Source organism: Actinophytocola algeriensis (genome assembly GCF_014203735.1).
GTDB lineage: Bacteria > Actinomycetota > Actinomycetes > Mycobacteriales > Pseudonocardiaceae > Actinophytocola > Actinophytocola algeriensis.
Window position 1 is genome coordinate 1,145,141 of sequence record NZ_JACHJQ010000001.1, and the last position, 16,740, is coordinate 1,161,880.

The 16,740-nt window shown below is 71.1% G+C and carries 16 protein-coding genes; 9 read left to right on the forward strand and 7 right to left on the reverse strand.

All coding sequences use genetic code 11. The features are described 5' to 3' along the window. Positions 1 to 5 precede the first annotated feature (5 nt). Both galK and FHR82_RS05440 read right to left on the reverse strand, forming a co-directional pair. Positions 6 to 1,181 carry a galactokinase gene (galK, locus tag FHR82_RS05435; RefSeq protein ID WP_184809325.1) on the reverse strand — a complete coding sequence of 392 codons (1,176 nt, stop codon included), beginning with the start codon at positions 1,179 to 1,181 and terminating at the stop codon, positions 6 to 8. Between the two features lie 239 nt (positions 1,182 to 1,420). Then, positions 1,421 to 2,116 carry an iron-dependent transcriptional repressor DtxR gene (locus tag FHR82_RS05440; RefSeq protein WP_184809075.1) on the reverse strand — a complete coding sequence of 232 codons (696 nt, stop codon included), beginning with the start codon at positions 2,114 to 2,116 and terminating at the stop codon, positions 1,421 to 1,423. A gap of 128 nt (positions 2,117 to 2,244) precedes the next feature. On the opposite strand from FHR82_RS05440, the gene FHR82_RS05445 reads away from it, so the two are divergent. From FHR82_RS05445 to FHR82_RS05465, 5 genes are all read left to right on the forward strand, one after another. Beyond that, positions 2,245 to 3,090 carry a sulfurtransferase gene (locus tag FHR82_RS05445; RefSeq protein ID WP_184809076.1) on the forward strand — a complete coding sequence of 282 codons (846 nt, stop codon included), beginning with the start codon at positions 2,245 to 2,247 and terminating at the stop codon, positions 3,088 to 3,090. Between the two features lie 72 nt (positions 3,091 to 3,162). Further along, on the forward strand, positions 3,163 to 4,338 hold the full coding sequence (locus FHR82_RS05450; RefSeq protein ID WP_184809077.1) for an acetoin utilization protein AcuC: 1,176 nt from the start codon (positions 3,163 to 3,165) through the stop codon (positions 4,336 to 4,338). Positions 4,339 to 4,341: 3 nt separating this feature from the next. Beyond that, positions 4,342 to 7,032 (forward strand): bifunctional acetate--CoA ligase family protein/GNAT family N-acetyltransferase, encoded by a 2,691-nt coding sequence (locus FHR82_RS05455; RefSeq protein WP_184809078.1) that lies wholly within the window; start codon positions 4,342 to 4,344, stop codon positions 7,030 to 7,032. A gap of 100 nt (positions 7,033 to 7,132) precedes the next feature. Continuing rightward, complete coding sequence (locus FHR82_RS05460) at positions 7,133 to 7,558, forward strand: hypothetical protein (protein WP_225943941.1); 426 nt, start codon at positions 7,133 to 7,135, stop codon at positions 7,556 to 7,558. A gap of 149 nt (positions 7,559 to 7,707) precedes the next feature. Then, complete coding sequence (locus FHR82_RS05465) at positions 7,708 to 8,289, forward strand: hypothetical protein (protein WP_184809080.1); 582 nt, start codon at positions 7,708 to 7,710, stop codon at positions 8,287 to 8,289. On the opposite strand, the gene FHR82_RS05470 is transcribed toward FHR82_RS05465, so the two are convergent. The 4 genes from FHR82_RS05470 to FHR82_RS05485 all read right to left on the reverse strand — a co-directional run bounded on the left by FHR82_RS05470 (position 8,286) and on the right by FHR82_RS05485 (position 12,653). Continuing rightward, positions 8,286 to 9,941 (reverse strand): fumarate hydratase, encoded by a 1,656-nt coding sequence (locus FHR82_RS05470; protein WP_184809081.1) that lies wholly within the window; start codon positions 9,939 to 9,941, stop codon positions 8,286 to 8,288. The genes FHR82_RS05465 and FHR82_RS05470 overlap by 4 nt on opposite strands. A 330-nt stretch (positions 9,942 to 10,271) precedes the next feature. Then, positions 10,272 to 11,240, reverse strand: coding sequence for a sigma-70 family RNA polymerase sigma factor (locus FHR82_RS05475; RefSeq protein ID WP_184809082.1), 969 nt, complete (start codon positions 11,238 to 11,240; stop codon positions 10,272 to 10,274). A 213-nt stretch (positions 11,241 to 11,453) separates the two neighbouring features. Further along, complete coding sequence (gene dtd, locus FHR82_RS05480) at positions 11,454 to 11,879, reverse strand: D-aminoacyl-tRNA deacylase (protein ID WP_184809083.1); 426 nt, start codon at positions 11,877 to 11,879, stop codon at positions 11,454 to 11,456. A gap of 24 nt (positions 11,880 to 11,903) precedes the next feature. Continuing rightward, positions 11,904 to 12,653, reverse strand: coding sequence for a methyltransferase domain-containing protein (locus FHR82_RS05485; protein ID WP_184809084.1), 750 nt, complete (start codon positions 12,651 to 12,653; stop codon positions 11,904 to 11,906). Positions 12,654 to 12,752: 99 nt separating this feature from the next. Between FHR82_RS05485 and FHR82_RS05490 the strand changes: the two genes are divergently transcribed. Continuing rightward, entirely contained in the window at positions 12,753 to 13,064 is a 312-nt protein-coding gene (locus FHR82_RS05490) for a DUF3099 domain-containing protein (RefSeq protein ID WP_184809085.1), read from the forward strand. On the opposite strand, the gene FHR82_RS05495 is transcribed toward FHR82_RS05490, so the two are convergent. Then, the gene (locus FHR82_RS05495; protein WP_184809086.1) at positions 13,051 to 13,935 is read right to left on the reverse strand and encodes a carbohydrate kinase family protein; all 885 of its coding nucleotides are present in this window, start codon (positions 13,933 to 13,935) and stop codon (positions 13,051 to 13,053) included. The genes FHR82_RS05490 and FHR82_RS05495 overlap by 14 nt on opposite strands. A gap of 201 nt (positions 13,936 to 14,136) precedes the next feature. On the opposite strand from FHR82_RS05495, the gene FHR82_RS05500 reads away from it, so the two are divergent. From FHR82_RS05500 to FHR82_RS05510, 3 genes are read left to right on the forward strand one after another with little or no spacing between them, the layout of a single operon-like run. Beyond that, the gene (locus tag FHR82_RS05500; protein WP_184809087.1) at positions 14,137 to 14,949 is read left to right on the forward strand and encodes an ABC transporter permease; all 813 of its coding nucleotides are present in this window, start codon (positions 14,137 to 14,139) and stop codon (positions 14,947 to 14,949) included. After that, a complete protein-coding gene (locus FHR82_RS05505) occupies positions 14,942 to 15,736 on the forward strand; it encodes an ABC transporter permease (RefSeq protein WP_184809088.1) in 795 nt (264 codons plus the stop codon). Before FHR82_RS05500 ends, FHR82_RS05505 begins: the two co-directional genes overlap by 8 nt. Continuing rightward, positions 15,733 to 16,686: an ABC transporter ATP-binding protein gene (locus FHR82_RS05510; RefSeq protein WP_311770884.1), complete on the forward strand. Its 954-nt coding sequence runs from the start codon at positions 15,733 to 15,735 to the stop codon at positions 16,684 to 16,686. The genes FHR82_RS05505 and FHR82_RS05510 overlap by 4 nt, the downstream gene beginning before the upstream one ends. The last annotated feature ends 54 nt before the right edge of the window (positions 16,687 to 16,740 follow it).

The following is a 16,740-nucleotide window of genomic DNA, read 5'->3' on the forward strand; positions in this document are numbered from 1 at the left end:
TTCGTCTACGAGAAGTTGTCGCGGCCCGCGCCCGGGGAGGGCGCCGCCGTGAACAGGCCCGGCGTGGTCAGCCCACGCTCGGCGAACGCCGCCAGCACCTGCTTGCCGACGGACTCGACCTCGGTGGCGGCGACGAGTGCGATCGCGGACCCGCCGAAACCGCCGCCGGTCATCCTGGCACCCAGCGCGCCTGCCGTGAGAGCCGTGTCCACGGCTACGTCCAGTTCGAGGCACGAGATGCGGTAGTCGTCGCGCATGCTGGTGTGGGACGCGGTCAGCAGGTCGCCGATGTCGGCGATCCGGCCCGCGCGCAGGTGCTCGACCGTGCGTTCCACGCGGGTGTTCTCGGTGACCACGTGACGGACCAGCGGGCGGAGTTCTTCCGGCAGGCGGGCGAGTGCGTCGTCGAGTCCGGACTCGTCGATGTCGCGGAGTGCCCGCAGTCCCAGGAGATCCGCCGCGCGTTCGCAGCCCGCGCGGCGCTCGCGGTACCCGGAGTCGCTGTGCGAGTGCTTCGCCTTGGTGTCGATGACGAGCACAGCCAGACCAGCAGAGGAGGCGTCGAACGGAACCTGCTCCATCTCGCCGGAGCGCACATCGAGGAACAGCACGTGGTCGGCGACGCACGAGAGTGACGCCGTCTGGTCGAGCAGACCGGTCGGGACACCGACGTAGTCGTTCTCGGACCGCTGCACCCACCTGGCGACCGTCGCGCGGCTCGGCGCGTCCGGCTCGTCCAGTTCCACCCCGGCCAGCCCGAGCAGCGCCAGCGCGGTCGCGCACTGCAACGCATGAGAGGAGGACAACCCGGCGCCCGCGGGCACATCACCGGCGATGACGAGGTCGGCACCACCGCTGAAGCCCTCGTTGTGCAGCACCCACGCGACCCCGGACGGGTACGCCGCCCAGCCCTCGACCGACCGCGGCGCCAGGTCGGCGATGGCCACTGGTTCGGCCTGCTGGGGTCGGCCGTCGTCGCCGACGGTCGTGACGGCCAGGCGGCCGTCGGCGCGCGGTGAGGCGGCGACCGCGATGCGGTACGGCAACGCGAACGGCAGCACGAAGCCGTCGTTGTAGTCGGTGTGCTCGCCGATCAGGTTGACGCGGCCCGGCGCCGACCACACACCGGTGGGTGGGCGGCCGTGGATGCGCGCGAACGCGGCGGCCGCGCGGGCAGGCACGTTGTGCGTGGCCGTGCCGAGCACGGACGCGGCCTGGCCACTCCCGGCGCCGGCGGCTCCCGCACCGGCGGCTGGGTCCCCTGCGGCCAGGGCGCGTGCGGTGTCGTTGTCCGTGGTCGTGTTGTCCGTGGTCGTGTTGTCCGTGGTCGTGCTGTCCGAGGTTGTGCTGTCGGTGGGCGTGTTGTCGCGCGCGTCGGCGGTGCCGCGCTCGTTCGTGGTGGTCACGTGGCCGGGGTCGCCTACTTCGCGCGGGCGAGTACGGCGTGCAGCACGGTGGGGGCGACCTGCGCCGAGCTGCGCTCGCCGCTGACCTCGATCGTGTTGCCGTCGCCCTTGGACGGGCCGACGTGCACGGTCTGGCCGGGGATGACCCCGACGTCCTTGAGCTCGGCCATGAGATCGGGGTCGAGCTGCACGTGCTCGGCGATGCGGCGGACCTCGACCTTGCCGCCGCCGCGGCGGGCGACGTCGTCCATGCGGACCAGGTCGGCCTCGATCGGTGCGGCGGGCTCGCCCTCGCCCAGCTTGTCCAGACCGGGGATCGGGTTGCCGTAGGGCGAGGTGGTGGGGTTGCCGAGCAGCTTCACCAGCTTGCGCTCGACGGCCTCGCTCATCACGTGCTCCCAGCGGCACGCCTCACTGTGGACGTGCTCCCACTCCAGGCCGATCACGTCGACCAGGAGGCGCTCGGCGAGGCGGTGCTTGCGCATGACCGTGATGGCGAGCGCGCGGCCGTGGTCGGTGAGCTCGAGGTGCCGGTCGCCCGCGACGATGACCAGGCCGTCCCGTTCCATGCGGCCGACGGTCTGACTCACGGTCGGACCGCTCTGACCGAGGCGCTCGGCGAGCCTGGCACGCAGCGGGACGACGCCCTCCTCCTCGAGCTCGTAGATCGTCTTGAGGTACATCTCGGTGGTGTCGATGAGCTCGTTCACGCCGTTCCCCTTCGTCCTCAACCATGCTAGTCGCTCGTCCAGGTGGAGCAGTGCGGCGGTCACGGGCAGTGAGCACACACCAGCTGCGGGACACGGCACGGCAGTTCGGGTGAGTGGAGAATAGCCGGGTGACTTCTCCACTGGTTTCGTGCACCGAACTGGCCGCGTCGCTGTCGGGGGCAGAGCCGCCCACGCTGCTGGACGTGCGGTGGCGTCTCGGCGGCCCGCCCGGTCGCGAGGACTACGACCGGGGCCACCTGCCCGGCGCGGTGTTCCTCGACCTGGACACGCAGCTGGCGGCGCCGCCGGGGCCGGGCGGGCGGCACCCGCTGCCGGAACCGGCGGAGCTGGAGCGCGCGTTGCGGGCCGCCGGTGTGCGGGACGGCCAGCCGGTCGTCGTCTACGACGCCGACAACGGGTCGATCGCGGCCCGGCTCTGGTGGCTGTTGCGCTGGGCGGGGCACGACCGGGTGCGCGTGCTGGACGGCGGGTTCGCCGTCTGGCAGGCGGAGGGGCGTCCGGTCACGACCGACGTGCGGACGCCCGCTCAGGGCGACATCACGGTCCGGCCGGGTGGGCTGCCGGTGGTCGACGCCGACGGTGCGGCCGAACTGGCGCGCACGGGTCTGCTGCTCGACGCCCGCGCGCCGGAGCGCTACCGGGGCGACGTGGAGCCGATCGACCCGAGGGCCGGGCACGTGCCGGGCGCGGTCAACGCGCCGTTCTCCGCGCACACGGGGGAGGACGGCCGCTGGCGCACGCCGGAGGAGCTGGCCGCGCACTTCGCCGACCTGGGGATCAGCGGGGAGCGGCCGGTCGGGGCCTACTGCGGGTCCGGGGTCACCGCCACCTCGGTGCTGCTCGCCCTGGCGGTCGCCGGGGTGGGGGACAGGGCCGCGCTGTACGCCGGGTCGTGGTCCAACTGGAGCGCGGACCCGGACCGGCCGGTGGCCACGGGTGACCTGCCAGGCTGAGGTACCTGTATACAGAATACAGCGCGCTCCGGTAACCGGGCCGGGGCCACCTCGTCTCGATAGGGTTGCGCCATGGGCTTGCCTGGTTCGGTCGTGTGGGACTCCGCCTTGCTCGGTTACGACCTCGGCGGTGAGCATCCGCTGCACCCCGTCAGGCTCGAGCTGACCATGCGGCTCGCCGCCACCCTCGGTGTGCTCGACGGGGTGGAACTGCTCGTCCCGCAGGAGGCCACCGACGAGGAGATCGAGCGCGTCCACGACGCCGGCTACCTCGCGGCCGTGCGTGAGGCGCCGATGGCCGGGTGGGACGTCGGGCACGGGCTGGGCACCCCGGACAACCCCGTGTTCGACAACATGCACGAGGCTTCCGCGCGGGTCGTCGGGTCCTCCCTGCTCGCGGCGCGGCAGATCGCGAGCGGGACCACGAAGCGGGCGGTCGGCATCGCGGGCGGGCTGCACCACGCCATGCGCGACCACGCGCACGGCTTCTGCGTCTACAACGACCTCGCCGTCGCCATCTCCTGGTTGCTGGACAACGGGTACGAGCGCATCGCGTACCTCGACACCGACGTCCACCACGGCGACGGCGTGCAGGCCGCGTTCTACGACGACCCGCGCGTGCTGACGATCTCCCTGCACCAGAACCCGCTGACGCTCTTCCCCGGCACCGGGTTCGCCGACGAGACCGGCGGGCCCAACGCGCCGGGCAGCGCCGTGAACGTGCCCCTGCCGCCCAACACCGGCGACCGCGCCTGGCTGCGGGCCTTCCACGCGGTCGTCCCGTCGCTGCTGGCCGAGTTCCAGCCACAGCTGCTCGTCAGCCAGTGCGGTGTGGACACCCACCACGAGGACCCGCTCGCCTCGCTGTCGCTGTCCGTCGACGGGCACCGCACGATCTACCGGACCGTGCGCGCGCTCGCCGAGCAGTACGCGGGCGGCAACTGGCTCGCCGCGGGCGGCGGCGGGTACGCGCTGCTGCGCGTGGTGCCGCGGTCGTGGACCCACCTGATCGCGACCGTGCTCGACCGCGACGTCCCGGCCGACACCACGCTGCCCAGCGAGTGGACCAGGTTCGTCGACAAGATCGCCCCGACCGCGGAGCTGCCGCTCACCATGAGCGACGGCAAGAGCGTCGACTTCGAGCCGTGGGACGGCGAGGACGGCGAGCGCGTCGACAGCGTCATCAAGGAGGTCCGGCGCGCGGTCTTCCCGCTGCACGGCCTCGACCCCGACGATCCGAGAGACTGACCCATGGCCGCCGACCAGCGGGACCCGTTCGACTACCCCAGGGACTGGGAGGCCGACCTGGTGCTGTCCGACGGCGGCACCGTCCACCTGCGGCCGATCGTGCCGAGCGACGCCGACGCGCTGCTCGCCTTCCACGGCCGCATGTCCGAACGCACCCGCTACCTGCGGTACTTCGGCGCCTACCCCCAGATACCGCCGCGCGACCTCGAGCGGTTCACCACGGTCGACCACCACGACCGGGTCGCGTTCGTCGCGCTGCTCGGCGACGACATCGTCGCGGTCGCCCGCTACGAGCGCATCGACCACGGGCCCACCGCCGAGGTCGCGTTCGTCGTCGAGGACCGCCACCAGAGCCGCGGCCTCGGGCCGATCTTCCTCGAGCACCTCGCGGCCGCGGCGCGCGAGGTCGGCATCGAGCGGTTCGTCGCCGAGGTGCTGGCCGAGAACTCCGCCATGCTCGGCGTGTTCCGTGCCGCGGGCTACCAGGTGACCCGCGAGATGGAGGAGGGCGTCTTCCACCTGGAGTTCGCCATCGACCCCACCGAGGAGTCGGTCGCCGTCGCGCGGTCCAGGGAGCAGGCGGCGGAGGCCCGCAGCGTGCACAACCTGCTGCACCCGCGCTCGGTCGCGCTGATCGGCGCCTCCACCGACCCGGACAAGATCGGCTACGCGGTGCTCGGGAACCTCCTGCGCGCCGACTTCGCCGGGCCCGTCTTCCCCGTGAACGCCGAGCACCGGTCGGTGCGCGGCGTGCGGGCCTACGCCAGCGTGCTCGACATCCCCGACCCCGTCGACCTCGCGGTCGTCGCGGTGCCCGCCGAGCACATGGACGAGGTGATGGACGCCTGCCTCGCCAAGGGGGTGAAAGCGCTCGTGGTGATCGCGTCCGGCTTCAGCGACGCGGGCCCGGCCGGTGAGGGCGCCGAACGCAGGCTGGTCACCGAAGCACGGGCGCACGGCATGCGGGTCGTGGGGCCCAACGCCCTCGGTGTGGTCAACACCGACCCGGCCGTGCGGCTCAACGCGACGCTCGCGCCCAAGGTGCCCGGCCGCGGCCGCAGCGGGTTCTTCAGCCAGTCCGGTGCGCTCGGCACCGCGATCCTCGCCGACGCCGCCGCACGCGGGCTGGGCCTGTCGACGTTCGTGTCCGCGGGCAACCGCGCCGACGTCTCCGGCAACGACCTGCTGCAGTACTGGGAGACCGACCCGGCGACCGACGTGGTGCTGCTGTACCTGGAGTCGTTCGGCAACCCGCGCAAGTTCGCCCGCCTCGCCCGCAGGCTCGGCCGCGTCAAGCCGATCGTCGCGGTGAAGTCCGGCCGCAACGCCGTGCTGCCCGCACTGGCCGCGACCTCGGTCGCGGTCGACGACGCGAGCGTGCAGGCGCTGTTCGAGCAGGCAGGCGTGATCCGGGTCGAGTCGCTCGCGCAACTCTTCGACACCGGGCTGCTGCTCGCGCACCAGCCGCTGCCGCGCGGCGGCCGGGTCGCGGTGGTCGGCAACTCGTCCGCGATCGGTGTGCTGGCCGCCGACGCCGCGCTCGGCCAGGGGCTGGAGCTGGCGGGCCAGCCGGTGGACGTCGGTGCCTCGGCCGGCCCGGACGTGCTCGCCGCCGCGGTCCGCGAGCACCTGCGCGGCGACGAGGTCGACGCGCTCGTCGTGGTGTTCGTGCCGCCGCTGTCGATCCCGGGCGCCGAGTACGCGCGGGCGCTGCGGGACGCGGCCGCCGAGGAGGGCGGCACGAAACCGATCGTGTCGACCTTCCTTGCCACCGAAGGCATTCCGGCCGAGCTGGCCGTGCGCGGCAAGGACGGCTCGCCCGCCCGGGGCTCGATCCCGTCCTACCCGAGCCCGGAACGTGCCGTGCTCGCGCTGGCCCGCGCCACCCGGTACGCGACCTGGCGGTCCGCGCCACAGGGCGAGCTGGTGCGGCCGGAGGGTGTGGACGTCGAGACCGCACGCACACTGGTCGAGTCCCGTCTGTCCGAGGTGGACGACGGGCTGGTTGAGCTGACCGACGCCGAGGCCGTACGGCTGCTTTCCTGCTACGGCATCGAGATCGCCCCGCACCGGGCCGTCGCCTCCGCCGACGAGGCGGTCGCGGTGGCGGAGGAACTGGGTTACCCGGTCGCGGTGAAGGCCACCGGCGAGCGGTGGTGGCGCCGCTCCGATCTGGAGGGCGTGCGGCTCGACCTGGCCACGGCGGAGGCCGTGCGGGCCGCGTTCGCCGACCTCACCGAGCTGACCGAGGTGGCCGACATCTACGTGCAGCGTATGGCACGCAAGGGAATCGGCTGCTCGATCGGGCTGCGCGACGACCCGTCGTTCGGCACGCTCGTCTCGTTCGGACTGTCCGGTGTGGTCTCCGACCTGCTCGGCGACCGCGCCTACCGCGCGTTGCCGCTGACCGACGTGGACGCCGCCGCACTGGTCCGCGCCCCGAAGGCCGCCCCGCTGCTCACCGGCTACCGCGGCACCGAGCCCGCGGACCTGGACGCGCTGGCCGACCTGGTGCTGCGGGTCGCGGCGCTCGCCGAGGACGTGCCGGAGGTCCGGTGGCTCCTGCTGGAACCGATCCTGGCCGCGCAGGCGGGTGCGCAGGCGGTCGGCGCGCGGGTGAAGGTCGGGCCGCCGCCGTCGCGGCAGGACAGCGGGCCGCGCAGGCTCCGATCACTGACTTTCCTACGAAAGTAGGGTTTGTCGAAAGGCTTGCAACCGCGTTCGGCGACAGCTGCGTCCTCTGCACATGAAACGCCTAGGAACCGTTGTTGGCGCTGGCGTTCTGCTCTTGGTCATGAGCGCTTGCGCCAACACGCAAGAGAACCAGGAGCCGGGTACCGGCACGACCGAGCCCACCGCGACGTCGGAGTCGGCCACACCTGATCGTCAGCCTGCGCGGACGCCCCCTGCCGGTGGTGAGGCGGTCGCGAAGACGCAGATCGACAACTCCCAGTTGCCGAAGGGCTACCCGCAGTTGGTGTGGACCGAGGACGACGGGATGTCCGTGGGTGTGGTCGCCCAGGAAGGCGGCTGCGGCAAGGCCAGCGTGGAGATCCCGGAGCAGACCGACACGCAGGTCGTGGTGCTGATGGTGGAGACGCAGCCCGCTGAGCCGAAGACCTGCACGATGGACCTGCGCTACCCGAAGATCACCACCGAGCTGGACGCGCCGCTGGCCGACCGCACGGTGGTGCTGAAGACCGAGCAGCGCAAGGCCTGACCCACAACACAAGCACCCTCCCCCTGGTGCCCGGTCACGCGACGCCCCCGCGTGACCGGGCACCGTCTGGTCTGGCTCGCTCCGCTCGCTGCTCGCGGGCCCGCTCGCTCTCGTGCAACCGGGGAGGGCGCGGCTACCGTCCTTCCCCCATGAGGGCTTTGCTGACCACCGCCGCCGCGGCGCTCGCACTCGGTGTGCTCGCCGGGTGCGGGGACGCGTCCACCCCTGCCGCGTCCGACCAGACCACCACCACGACGTCGTCAGAGCAGCCGTCCAAGACGGCGCCTGAGCCGCCGACCCCGTCGGACGTGGCCACCCCGCAGCCACCGGAGGCGGGCAAGCCGCAGGACCCGGTGAGCGGTGAGCCCCCGGTGACCATCGGCGCGGACGGCCCGGTCGTGCCCGCGGGCGTGACCGAGGTGCCCGCTGGGCAGGTCGACGCGACCGCGCTGCCGCAGTACGTCGAGTTCGGCAACAAGGTGTGGCAGTACAACGACGGTTTCTCGCTGCAGCTGTTCGCGTCGGCGAGCAGCGGCTGCTCCGGTGCGGAGGCCATGGTCGTCGACCAGTCCGCGGACGCGGTGAAGATCGTCGTGCGTCCGCTGGACCAGCCCCAGGGCGGTAGCCCGGACGGCACCATGTGCACGCAGGTCATGACGCCGGTGCCGGTGACCGTCACCCTCGAACAGCCGCTGCGGGACCGGGAGGTCCTGCTGTCGGCGGGCCGCTAGCGGCGGAACGCGATCTGCAGCGTCGGCTGCGAGGTGCCCGCGAAGAAGTCGTTGCCCTTGTCGTCGACCACGATGAACGCCGGGAAGTCCTCGACCTCGATCTTCCACACGGCTTCCATGCCGAGCTCGGGGTACTCGAGGACGTCGACCTTCTTGATGCAGTCCTGCGCGAGCCTGGCCGCCGGCCCGCCGATCGAGCCGAGGTAGAACCCGCCGTGTGACTGGCACGCGTCGGTGACCTGGCGGGACCGGTTGCCCTTGGCGAGCATGACGAGCGAGCCGCCCGCGGCCTGGAACTGTTCGACGTAGGAGTCCATGCGCCCGGCCGTGGTGGGCCCGAACGAGCCGGACGCGTAGCCCTCCGGAGTCTTGGCCGGACCCGCGTAGTACACGGGGTGGTTGCGCAGGTACTCGGGCATCGGCTCGCCCGCGTCGAGGCGCTCCTTGATCTTGGCGTGCGCGATGTCCCGCGCGACCACCAGCGGCCCGGTGAGTGACAGGCGCGTCTTCACCGGCAGCGACGACAGCGTGGCGCGGATCTCGTCCATGGGCCGGGTGAGGTCGATCTTGACGACCTCGTCGGTCAGCTCGTCGTCGGTGGTGTCCGGCAGGTAGCGGGCGGGGTCGCGTTCGAGCTGCTCGATGAACACGCCGTCCGCGGTGATCTTGGCCTTGGCCTGGCGGTCGGCGGAGCACGACACGGCGATGCCGACGGGGCAGGACGCGCCGTGCCGGGGGAGCCGGATGACGCGCACGTCGTGGCAGAAGTACTTGCCGCCGAACTGCGCGCCGATGCCGAACTGGCGGGTCATCTCGAGGACCTGCTGCTCGAGGTCGGTGTCCCGGAACGCGTGCCCGCCAGCCGAGCCCTCGCGGGGGAGGTTGTCGAGGTAGCGGGCGGAGGCGAGCTTGGCGACCTTGAGCGTGTTCTCGGCGGAGGTGCCGCCGACGACGATCGCGAGGTGGTAGGGCGGGCACGCGGCGGTGCCGAGGCTGCGGAGCTTCTCGTCGAGGAACTTCGCCAGGCGCGTCGGGTTCAGCAGGGCTTTCGTTTCCTGGTACAGGAAGGTCTTGTTGGCGCTGCCGCCGCCCTTGGCCATGAAGAGGAACTCGTACTCCGGCTTGTCGCCGTCCTTGTGGTACAGCTCCAGCTGCGCGGGGAGGTTGGTGCCGGTGTTCTTCTCGTCCCAGAAGTTGATGGGCGCGAGCTGCGAGTAGCGGAGGTTCAGCTCCTGGTAGGCCTCGAAGACGCCCTTGGAGAGCGCGGCCTCGTCGGCGCCGCCGGTGAGCACGTTCTCGGTGCGCTTGCCGATGACGATCGCGGTCCCGGTGTCCTGGCACATGGGGAGGACGCCGCCCGCGGAGATGCACGCGTTGCGCAGCAGGTCCATGGCGACGAACCGGTCGTTGCCGCTGGCCTCGGGGTCGTCGACGATGGCGCGCAGCTGGGCCAGGTGGCTGGAGCGCAGCAGGTGCTGGATGTCCCGGACGGCTTCCTTGGCCAGGGCGGTGAGTGCTTCCGGGGCGACCTCGAGGAACTTCCGGCCCGCGGCTTCGATGAGCGTGACCCCGTCGGCCGTGACCAGTCGGTATTCGGTGCTGGTGTCAGGTCCGAGCGGAAGGGCTTCGGTGTACTCGAAGGTCGCGGTCACCTTGGGGACTCCTGTGTCAGTGGTGGGATTCCCTGACGTTACCGCTTGTCATCCTGGGCCTGGAGTGTGGTGTTGCTCGCTGAGGGCAGTTGTTGTTGTGCCTTTGTCGTGCGGGATTGGCCACGCTGTGCGGGGTTGTCCATGCCGAAATGCCGAAATGCCGAGAGGCCGCGGCAGCCCCCGGCTGCCGCGACCTCCCGTTAGATGGCGATCACAGATGGTGATTGGTCACCTGCATCGCGTAGTCCAGTCCCTAGACCGTGCCGTGGCGTGCGTCACGTGTCAATGGGTTCTCGCTGTCTGGACGTACGTCGATGCGGAATTGGTTGCTCAGCTTGCGTATGCGCGTAGCTTCTCGGCTCGTTCGCCCTGGCGGAGCTTGGACATGACCTCTCGTTCGATCTGGCGGACGCGTTCGCGGGAGAGGCCGAAGCGCTTGCCGATCTGGTCGAGGGTGTGGGGCTGTCCGTCGTCGAGGCCGTAGCGGAGGCGGATGACCGACTGCTCGCGGTCGTCGAGGGTGGCGAGGACTCGGCGCAGGTCGTCGTGGAGCAGGCCCGAGATGACCGCGCTCTCCGCGTCCGTCGCTTCGCCGTCTTCGATGAAGTCGCCGAGTGGGGCGTCTTCCTCGGAGCCGACCGGCATGTCGAGGCTCACCGGGTCGCGGGCGTGGTCGAGGAGGTCGGAGACCTTCTCGGGGGTCAGTCCCACTTCCTTGGCCAACTCGTCGTGAGTGGCCTCGCGGCCGAGCTGCTGGTGCAGGTCGCGCTTGATGCGGGCCAGCTTGTTGACCTGCTCCACCAGGTGGACGGGCAGCCGGATGGTCCTGCTCTGGTCTGCCATGCCACGGGTGATGGCCTGCCGGATCCACCACGTGGCGTACGTGGAGAACTTGAAACCCTTGGTGTAGTCGAACTTCTCGACCGCACGGATGAGGCCGAGGTTGCCTTCCTGGATCAGGTCCAGGAGCGGCATGCCGCGACCGGTGTACCGCTTGGCCAGCGACACCACGAGCCGGAGGTTCGCCTCCAGCAGGTGGTTCTTCGCGACGTGCCCGTCGTTCACGAGCTGACGTAGCTCGGATCGGCGCGTACTGTCGAGTTCGTCGGCGGTGTCGAGCATGTGCTGGGCGAAGACACCAGCCTCGATGCGCTTGGCGAGCTCGACTTCCTGGGCCGCGCTCAACAGCGCGGTCCGGCCGATGCCGTTGAGGTACACGCGGACCAGGTCGGCCGCGGGGCCCTGGGCATCGAGGTCGATCTCGCTGGGCTCCGGCACGCGTTGCTGTGGGACCGTCATGCTCTCCCTCCCCCTTTCGCGGGCTGGTGTGTCCTCTGTCACACCGGCCGTGTGTCCGGTGAGCCGCCTGGCGGTGGATCGCCCTCGGTGGCTGGACACTCTGGAAAACGCCGTTGGGTCTCGATTCGTTCCCGAGATCTCAACTGGATGACGTCAGCCCCACCACACCGGTTGCTCTACCAATGCTGAGGTTTTCCTGAGAGCTCGACGGGCTCAAACCTCGACGAGGACGGTGAAAGGTCCGTCGTTCTCCGAGGCGACCGTCATCATCGCGCCGAAACGCCCGGTCTCCACGTGTGCGCCGCGCGTGCGCAGTGCCGCGACGACCGCGTCGACGAGTGGTTCCGCGACCTCCGGGCGGGCCGCCTGTGTCCACGACGGACGCCGGCCCTTGCGCGTGTCCCCGTACAACGTGAACTGGCTCACGACGAGCAAGGGGGCGCCCGTCGTCGCGCACGACTGCTCGTCGCGCAGGATGCGCAGTTCGTGCAGTTTGCGGGCCATCGTGTCGATCTGGGCGGTCGTGTCCCCATTCGCGATGCCCAGCAGCACCAGCAGGCCCGGCTCCTTGATCTCGCCGACCACGGACCCGTCGACGGTCACACTCGCCGACAACACCCTCGCCACCACCGCACGCACGCGGGAGATGGTGTCAGGACCACCTCACCGGCGGGCCACCAGGTGGTAGTACCGCGCGGTGAGCAGGTGCGGCATGCGGTTCGACAGCGCCAGCTCGAGCCGCTCCAGGTCCGCCATGAAGCCCGGGTCGGCCGCGTCCTGCTCGGCGATCAGATCGCTCACGCACCGCACCCCGTACCGGACGATCTCCTCCATGCCCAGCTCGGCGAGCGTCGCGACGACCTCACCGACCGTGCCCGGGGTGGACCACTCGTCGGCGCCGCCGTCCAGCTCGCGCAGCGCGAGAGCGGGTGAGCGGTCCCGCAGCACCGCCTGTGCCGGGCCGAAGTCCTCGTTGGGGCCGAGTACCGACAGCAGGCCGCCGGGCCGCAGCGGCGCGGTGATGGCGGCGAGCACGGCCCGCCGCTCGTCCGGTGACTCCGCGTAGTGCAGCAGGTTGTGGCACAGCACGAGGTCGAAGTCGTGGTCGGTGAACACCTCTGGCGCGTCGTGGGCGGCGGCCTGGACCACGTGCAGCCGGTCGGCGACGCCGTGGGCGTCCGCGGCGTCGATCGCCGCGCGCAGCATGGCGCCCGCCGGGTCGAGCACGGTCACCTCGTGGCCCTGTGCCGCGAGGCGGACCGCGGCCATGCCGTTGCCGCCCGCCACGTCCAGGACCCGGGCGGGTTCCTGGCCGAGGTGGCGGGCGAGATTGGCCTCGGTGACGGTGTGCCGCAGCCGGTCCAGCGGGCTCAGCCGCCATTCCCGCCGGGTCTCGAACCCGCTCAAGGTCATGAAACCTTCATACCGGCTTTCATCCGCCTGACAACGCACTTCTACCCGGATGGCGCAATCACTCCCGGAAGGTGCGACCATGGTCTGGGAGGTGGTGTCGTGAAGTCCGAGCGGGACGACACCCCGGTTCTCATCACCGAGGCGGCGCCGTCGTACGAAGAGGAGTACGCGGCGCGCAAACGCAAGTACCTGACGATGATGTTGCTGCGCATGCCGTGCCTGATCCTGGCGGGCATCTTCCACCAGACGTGGTGGCTGGCGCTGGCGTTCGTGGCGCTGTCGATCCCACTGCCGTGGATCGCCGTGCTGATCGCGAACGACCGGCCGCCCCGCAAGGCGGAGCACGTCAACCGCTACGAGCAGACGCCGATGGCGCTGGAAAAAGGGGACCACCCGGTCATCGACGGCTGACGGGACCGGGCTGCGCGCCCACCCTGCCCACCGCCATGGCGCCCAGCCGCACACCCGCCTGCAGGCACTCCTCCTTCGGCTTGCCCTCGAGCAGCGCCGACAGCAGCCCGGCGTCGAACGCGTCGCCTGCGCCCGTCGAGTCGACGCAGTCACCCGGCGCCGCAGGCACGGACACGATGCCGTCGGAGTCCACCCAGCTCGCCCCTGCCGGACCTGTGGTGACCGCGACCGCCCCGACCCGGTCGAGCAGCGTGGCGGCGCTCGCCGGGTCGTGTGAGCCGGTCAGCCGCTCCAGCTCGTCCAGGTTCGGCAGCAGCACGTCCACGTCGCGCAGTTCCTCCAGGAACAGCGCGGGGTCGGTGATCAGCGCCGCCGCCTGCGGGTCGACCGACGTGGTCAGGCCTGCGTCGTGCGCGGCCGCCAGCATCGCGAGGCCTGCCTCGCGGGTCTCCTCGTCGAGCAGCACGTAGCCGGACAGGTGCAGGTGCCGCGCGTCGCGCAGCAGCGCGGGGTCGAGGTCGGACGCGGCGAGGTGCTTGCCCGCGCCGCGGTCGGGCAGCATGCTGCGCTGCCCGTCGCTGTCCACCAGGACCACAACGGTGCAGGTCGCGGCGTCGGGGTCAATTGTGAATGCGCAGCGCACCCCGGTGGTGGTTAGCTCCTCGGATGCGCGTCGCCCCGCCACGTCGTCGCCCACCCGAGCCACCAGCACCGTCTCGACCCCGTTGTACGCGAGCCACGCCGCCGTGTTCGCGCCCGCGCCACCGATCGTGAGCGCGATCTTCGCCCTGGCGTCCCCGCCGTGCACGATCGATCCGGCATGAGAGGCGACCACGTCCAACGCGACGTCGCCGACGACCACGATTCCCACACCGCTCCTATCGCCACGCACCAGGACAAGCGAGATCGCCTCAATGCTCACTACGCCAGTTCCGACGGTCTCCACGCTCACTGCGCAAGCTCCGACGGTCTCCACGCTCACTACGCCAGTTCCGACGGTCTCCACGCTCACTGCGCAAGCTCCGACGGTCTCCACGCTCACTACGCAAGCTCCGTTCGGAGGCTAACCCGCGTGCTCTCGACCAGCACCGTCCGGGTGCTCGCCGCGCTCGCGGGGGCGGAGTTCCGGCGTTACGCCACCTACCGGCAGGCGACCTTCGCCGGCGCGTTCACCAACACCGTCTTCGGTTTCGTCCGCTGCTACACGTTGCTGTCCGTCGCCGCGGTGACCGGCCAGATGGCGGGCTACGACCCGGCCCAGCTGGTCACGTTCGTGTGGGTGGGGCAGGGGCTGCTCGCGGTCGTCAACTACTGGGGCCAGCAGGAGCTGCCGGAGCGGGTGCGGACCGGGCAGGTGGTCGCCGACCTGCTGCGGCCGGTGGACCTGATGGCCACGTTCGTCGCCGCCGACGTCGGCCGGGCCGGGCACGCGATGCTGACCCGGTTCGTGGTCCCGGTGGCGGTCGGGCTGCTGGCGTTCGACTTCTACCTGCCCGCGCACGCGTGGACCTACGCCCTGTTCGCCGTGTCCGTGCTGCTCGCGGTGCTGGTGTGTACCGCATGCCGGTACCTGGTGGCGTTGTCGGCGTTCTGGCTGCTCGACGTGCGTGGCGCGCAGATGGTGTGGCTGGTCGCGTCCGGTGCGGGCAGCGGGCTGTACTTCCCGATCACCGTCCTGCCGGACTGGCTGGTGCTGGCGCTGTGGGTCGGCACCCCGTTCCCGTCGCTGATGCAGGCGCCGCTGGACGTGCTGGTCGAGCGCGGCGGCACGGGGCACGGGCTGCTGCTGGTCGCGGGGCAGGTCGCGTGGGTGCTGGTGCTGGTGGCGCTGGGCCGGGTCGTGCAGGCGCGGGCGGTGCGGCGGCTGGTGGTGCAGGGTGGCTAAGCCGTACTCCAAGCTCCTGACCGCGCAGATCCGCAGTCAGACGCAGTACCGGTTCTCGTTCGGGATCGACCTGTTCTTCTCGACCGTCCTGACCTCGCTCGACCTCGTCACCGTGTGGGTGTTGTTCTCGGTCAACGGCAGCCTCGGCGGGTTCGGCGGCCGCGAGGTGCTGCTGATGGTCGGCATCGCCGCCCTGTCGTTCCCGCTCGCGGACCTGGCGGTCGGCAACGTGGAGCGGCTGCGGGTGTTCGTCCGGACCGGGCTGTTCGACGCGGTCCTGCTGCGGCCGTTGTCGCCGCTCGTGCAGCTGGTCACGATGGACTTCGCGCCGCGCAGAGCGGGCCGGGTCGTGCAGGGGACCGTGATCTACGTGGTGGCGCTGCTGAACGCGCCCGTCCAGTGGTCCCCGGTGGTCTGGGGGCTCGTGCTCGTCGCGCCGATCGCGGGCGCGGTGTTCTTCGGCGCGGTGTTCGTGTTCTTCGCCACCGTCGCGTTCTGGTGGATCGACGTCGGCGAGATCTCGAACGCCTTCACCTACGGCGGCAAGGACGTCTCGGCGTACCCGATGACCGTGTTCGGCGGGTGGTTCCGCCGGTTCTTCGCCTACGGCATGGGGTTCGCGTTCGTCGCGTACCTCCCGGCGCTCGCCATGCTCGGCCGGCCGGACCCACTCGGGGTGCCGGACTGGGTGCGCTGGTGCTCGCCGCTGACCGCGTTGCTCGTCGCCGTGTTGGCCGGGTTGTTCTGGCGAACCGGTGTCCGCCACTACCGGAGTACGGGATCGTGATCATTCAGACATCGTTGCTGCGCAAGGACTTCACGGTGCGCAAGAAAGCGGGCCGGTTCCGTCGCACGCGGACCACGGTGTCCGCGGTGGACGGTGTGACCCTGTCGGTCGCCGAGGGGGAGATGCTCGGCTACATCGGACCGAACGGCGCGGGCAAGTCGACCACGCTGAAGATGCTGACCGGCGTGCTCACCCCGTCCGGTGGCACGGTGTCGGTGTGCGGGCTGACGCCGGTGCCGCAACGCATCCAGCTCGCGCGCCGGATCGGGGTGGTGTTCGGGCAGCGGTCGCAGTTGTGGTGGGACCTGCCGCTCGCCGAGTCGTTCACGTTGCTGCGCCACATCTACCGCGTCCCGGCCGCCGACCACGCGATGCGGCTGAAGTACTGCCGTTCACTGCTCGACCTGGACGAGTTCCTGGACACGCCGGTGCGCCAGCTCTCGCTGGGGCAGCGGATGCGCGGCGAGCTGACCGCCGCCCTGCTGCACGGCCCGAAGGTCCTGTTCCTCGACGAGCCGACGATCGGCCTCGACGTGCTGAGCAAGCAGGCCGTGCGCGGGTTCCTCGGCGAGGTCGCGGCGCACGGTGACACCACGGTCGTGCTCACCACCCACGACCTCGCCGACATCGAGAAGCTGTGCAGGCGCCTGGTGGTGATCGACCACGGCCGCGTCGTGCACGACGGGACGCTCGAGGAGCTGCACGCCACGTACCGGTCGAAGCGGCGCATCGTCGCGGACCTGGACGCGTCGTGGCCGGAAGGGCTCACGTTGCCGGGTGCGGTGGTGGAGAGCGTGGAGGGGCAGCGGGTGACGCTGACCCTGGAGGGGGCCACCGCGGGCGAGGTCGTGGCGCGGCTCGCGCAGGCGGTGCCGCTGCGGGACCTGTCGGTGCAGGAGCCGGAGATCGAGGATGTCGTCGCGAGGCTGTACGGGCAGGCCCGCGAATAGCTACGGTGTGCACGTGACGGACTTCAAGCTGCCGCTGTACGGCAGCGACACCGA

Bases quoted from the DNA above. Each gene is read 5' to 3' on its own strand.
- FHR82_RS05450 (WP_184809077.1), top strand. From the start codon at position 3,163: ATGGGCTTGCCTGGTTCGGTCGTGTGGGACTCCGCCTTGCTCGGTTAC.
- FHR82_RS05475 (WP_184809082.1), bottom strand. From the start codon at position 11,240: ATGACGGTCCCACAGCAACGCGTGCCGGAGCCCAGCGAGATCGACCTC.
- FHR82_RS05455 (WP_184809078.1), top strand. From the start codon at position 4,342: ATGGCCGCCGACCAGCGGGACCCGTTCGACTACCCCAGGGACTGGGAG.
- FHR82_RS05485 (WP_184809084.1), bottom strand. From the start codon at position 12,653: ATGACCTTGAGCGGGTTCGAGACCCGGCGGGAATGGCGGCTGAGCCCG.
- FHR82_RS05465 (WP_184809080.1), top strand. From the start codon at position 7,708: ATGAGGGCTTTGCTGACCACCGCCGCCGCGGCGCTCGCACTCGGTGTG.
- FHR82_RS05460 (WP_225943941.1), top strand. From the start codon at position 7,133: ATGAGCGCTTGCGCCAACACGCAAGAGAACCAGGAGCCGGGTACCGGC.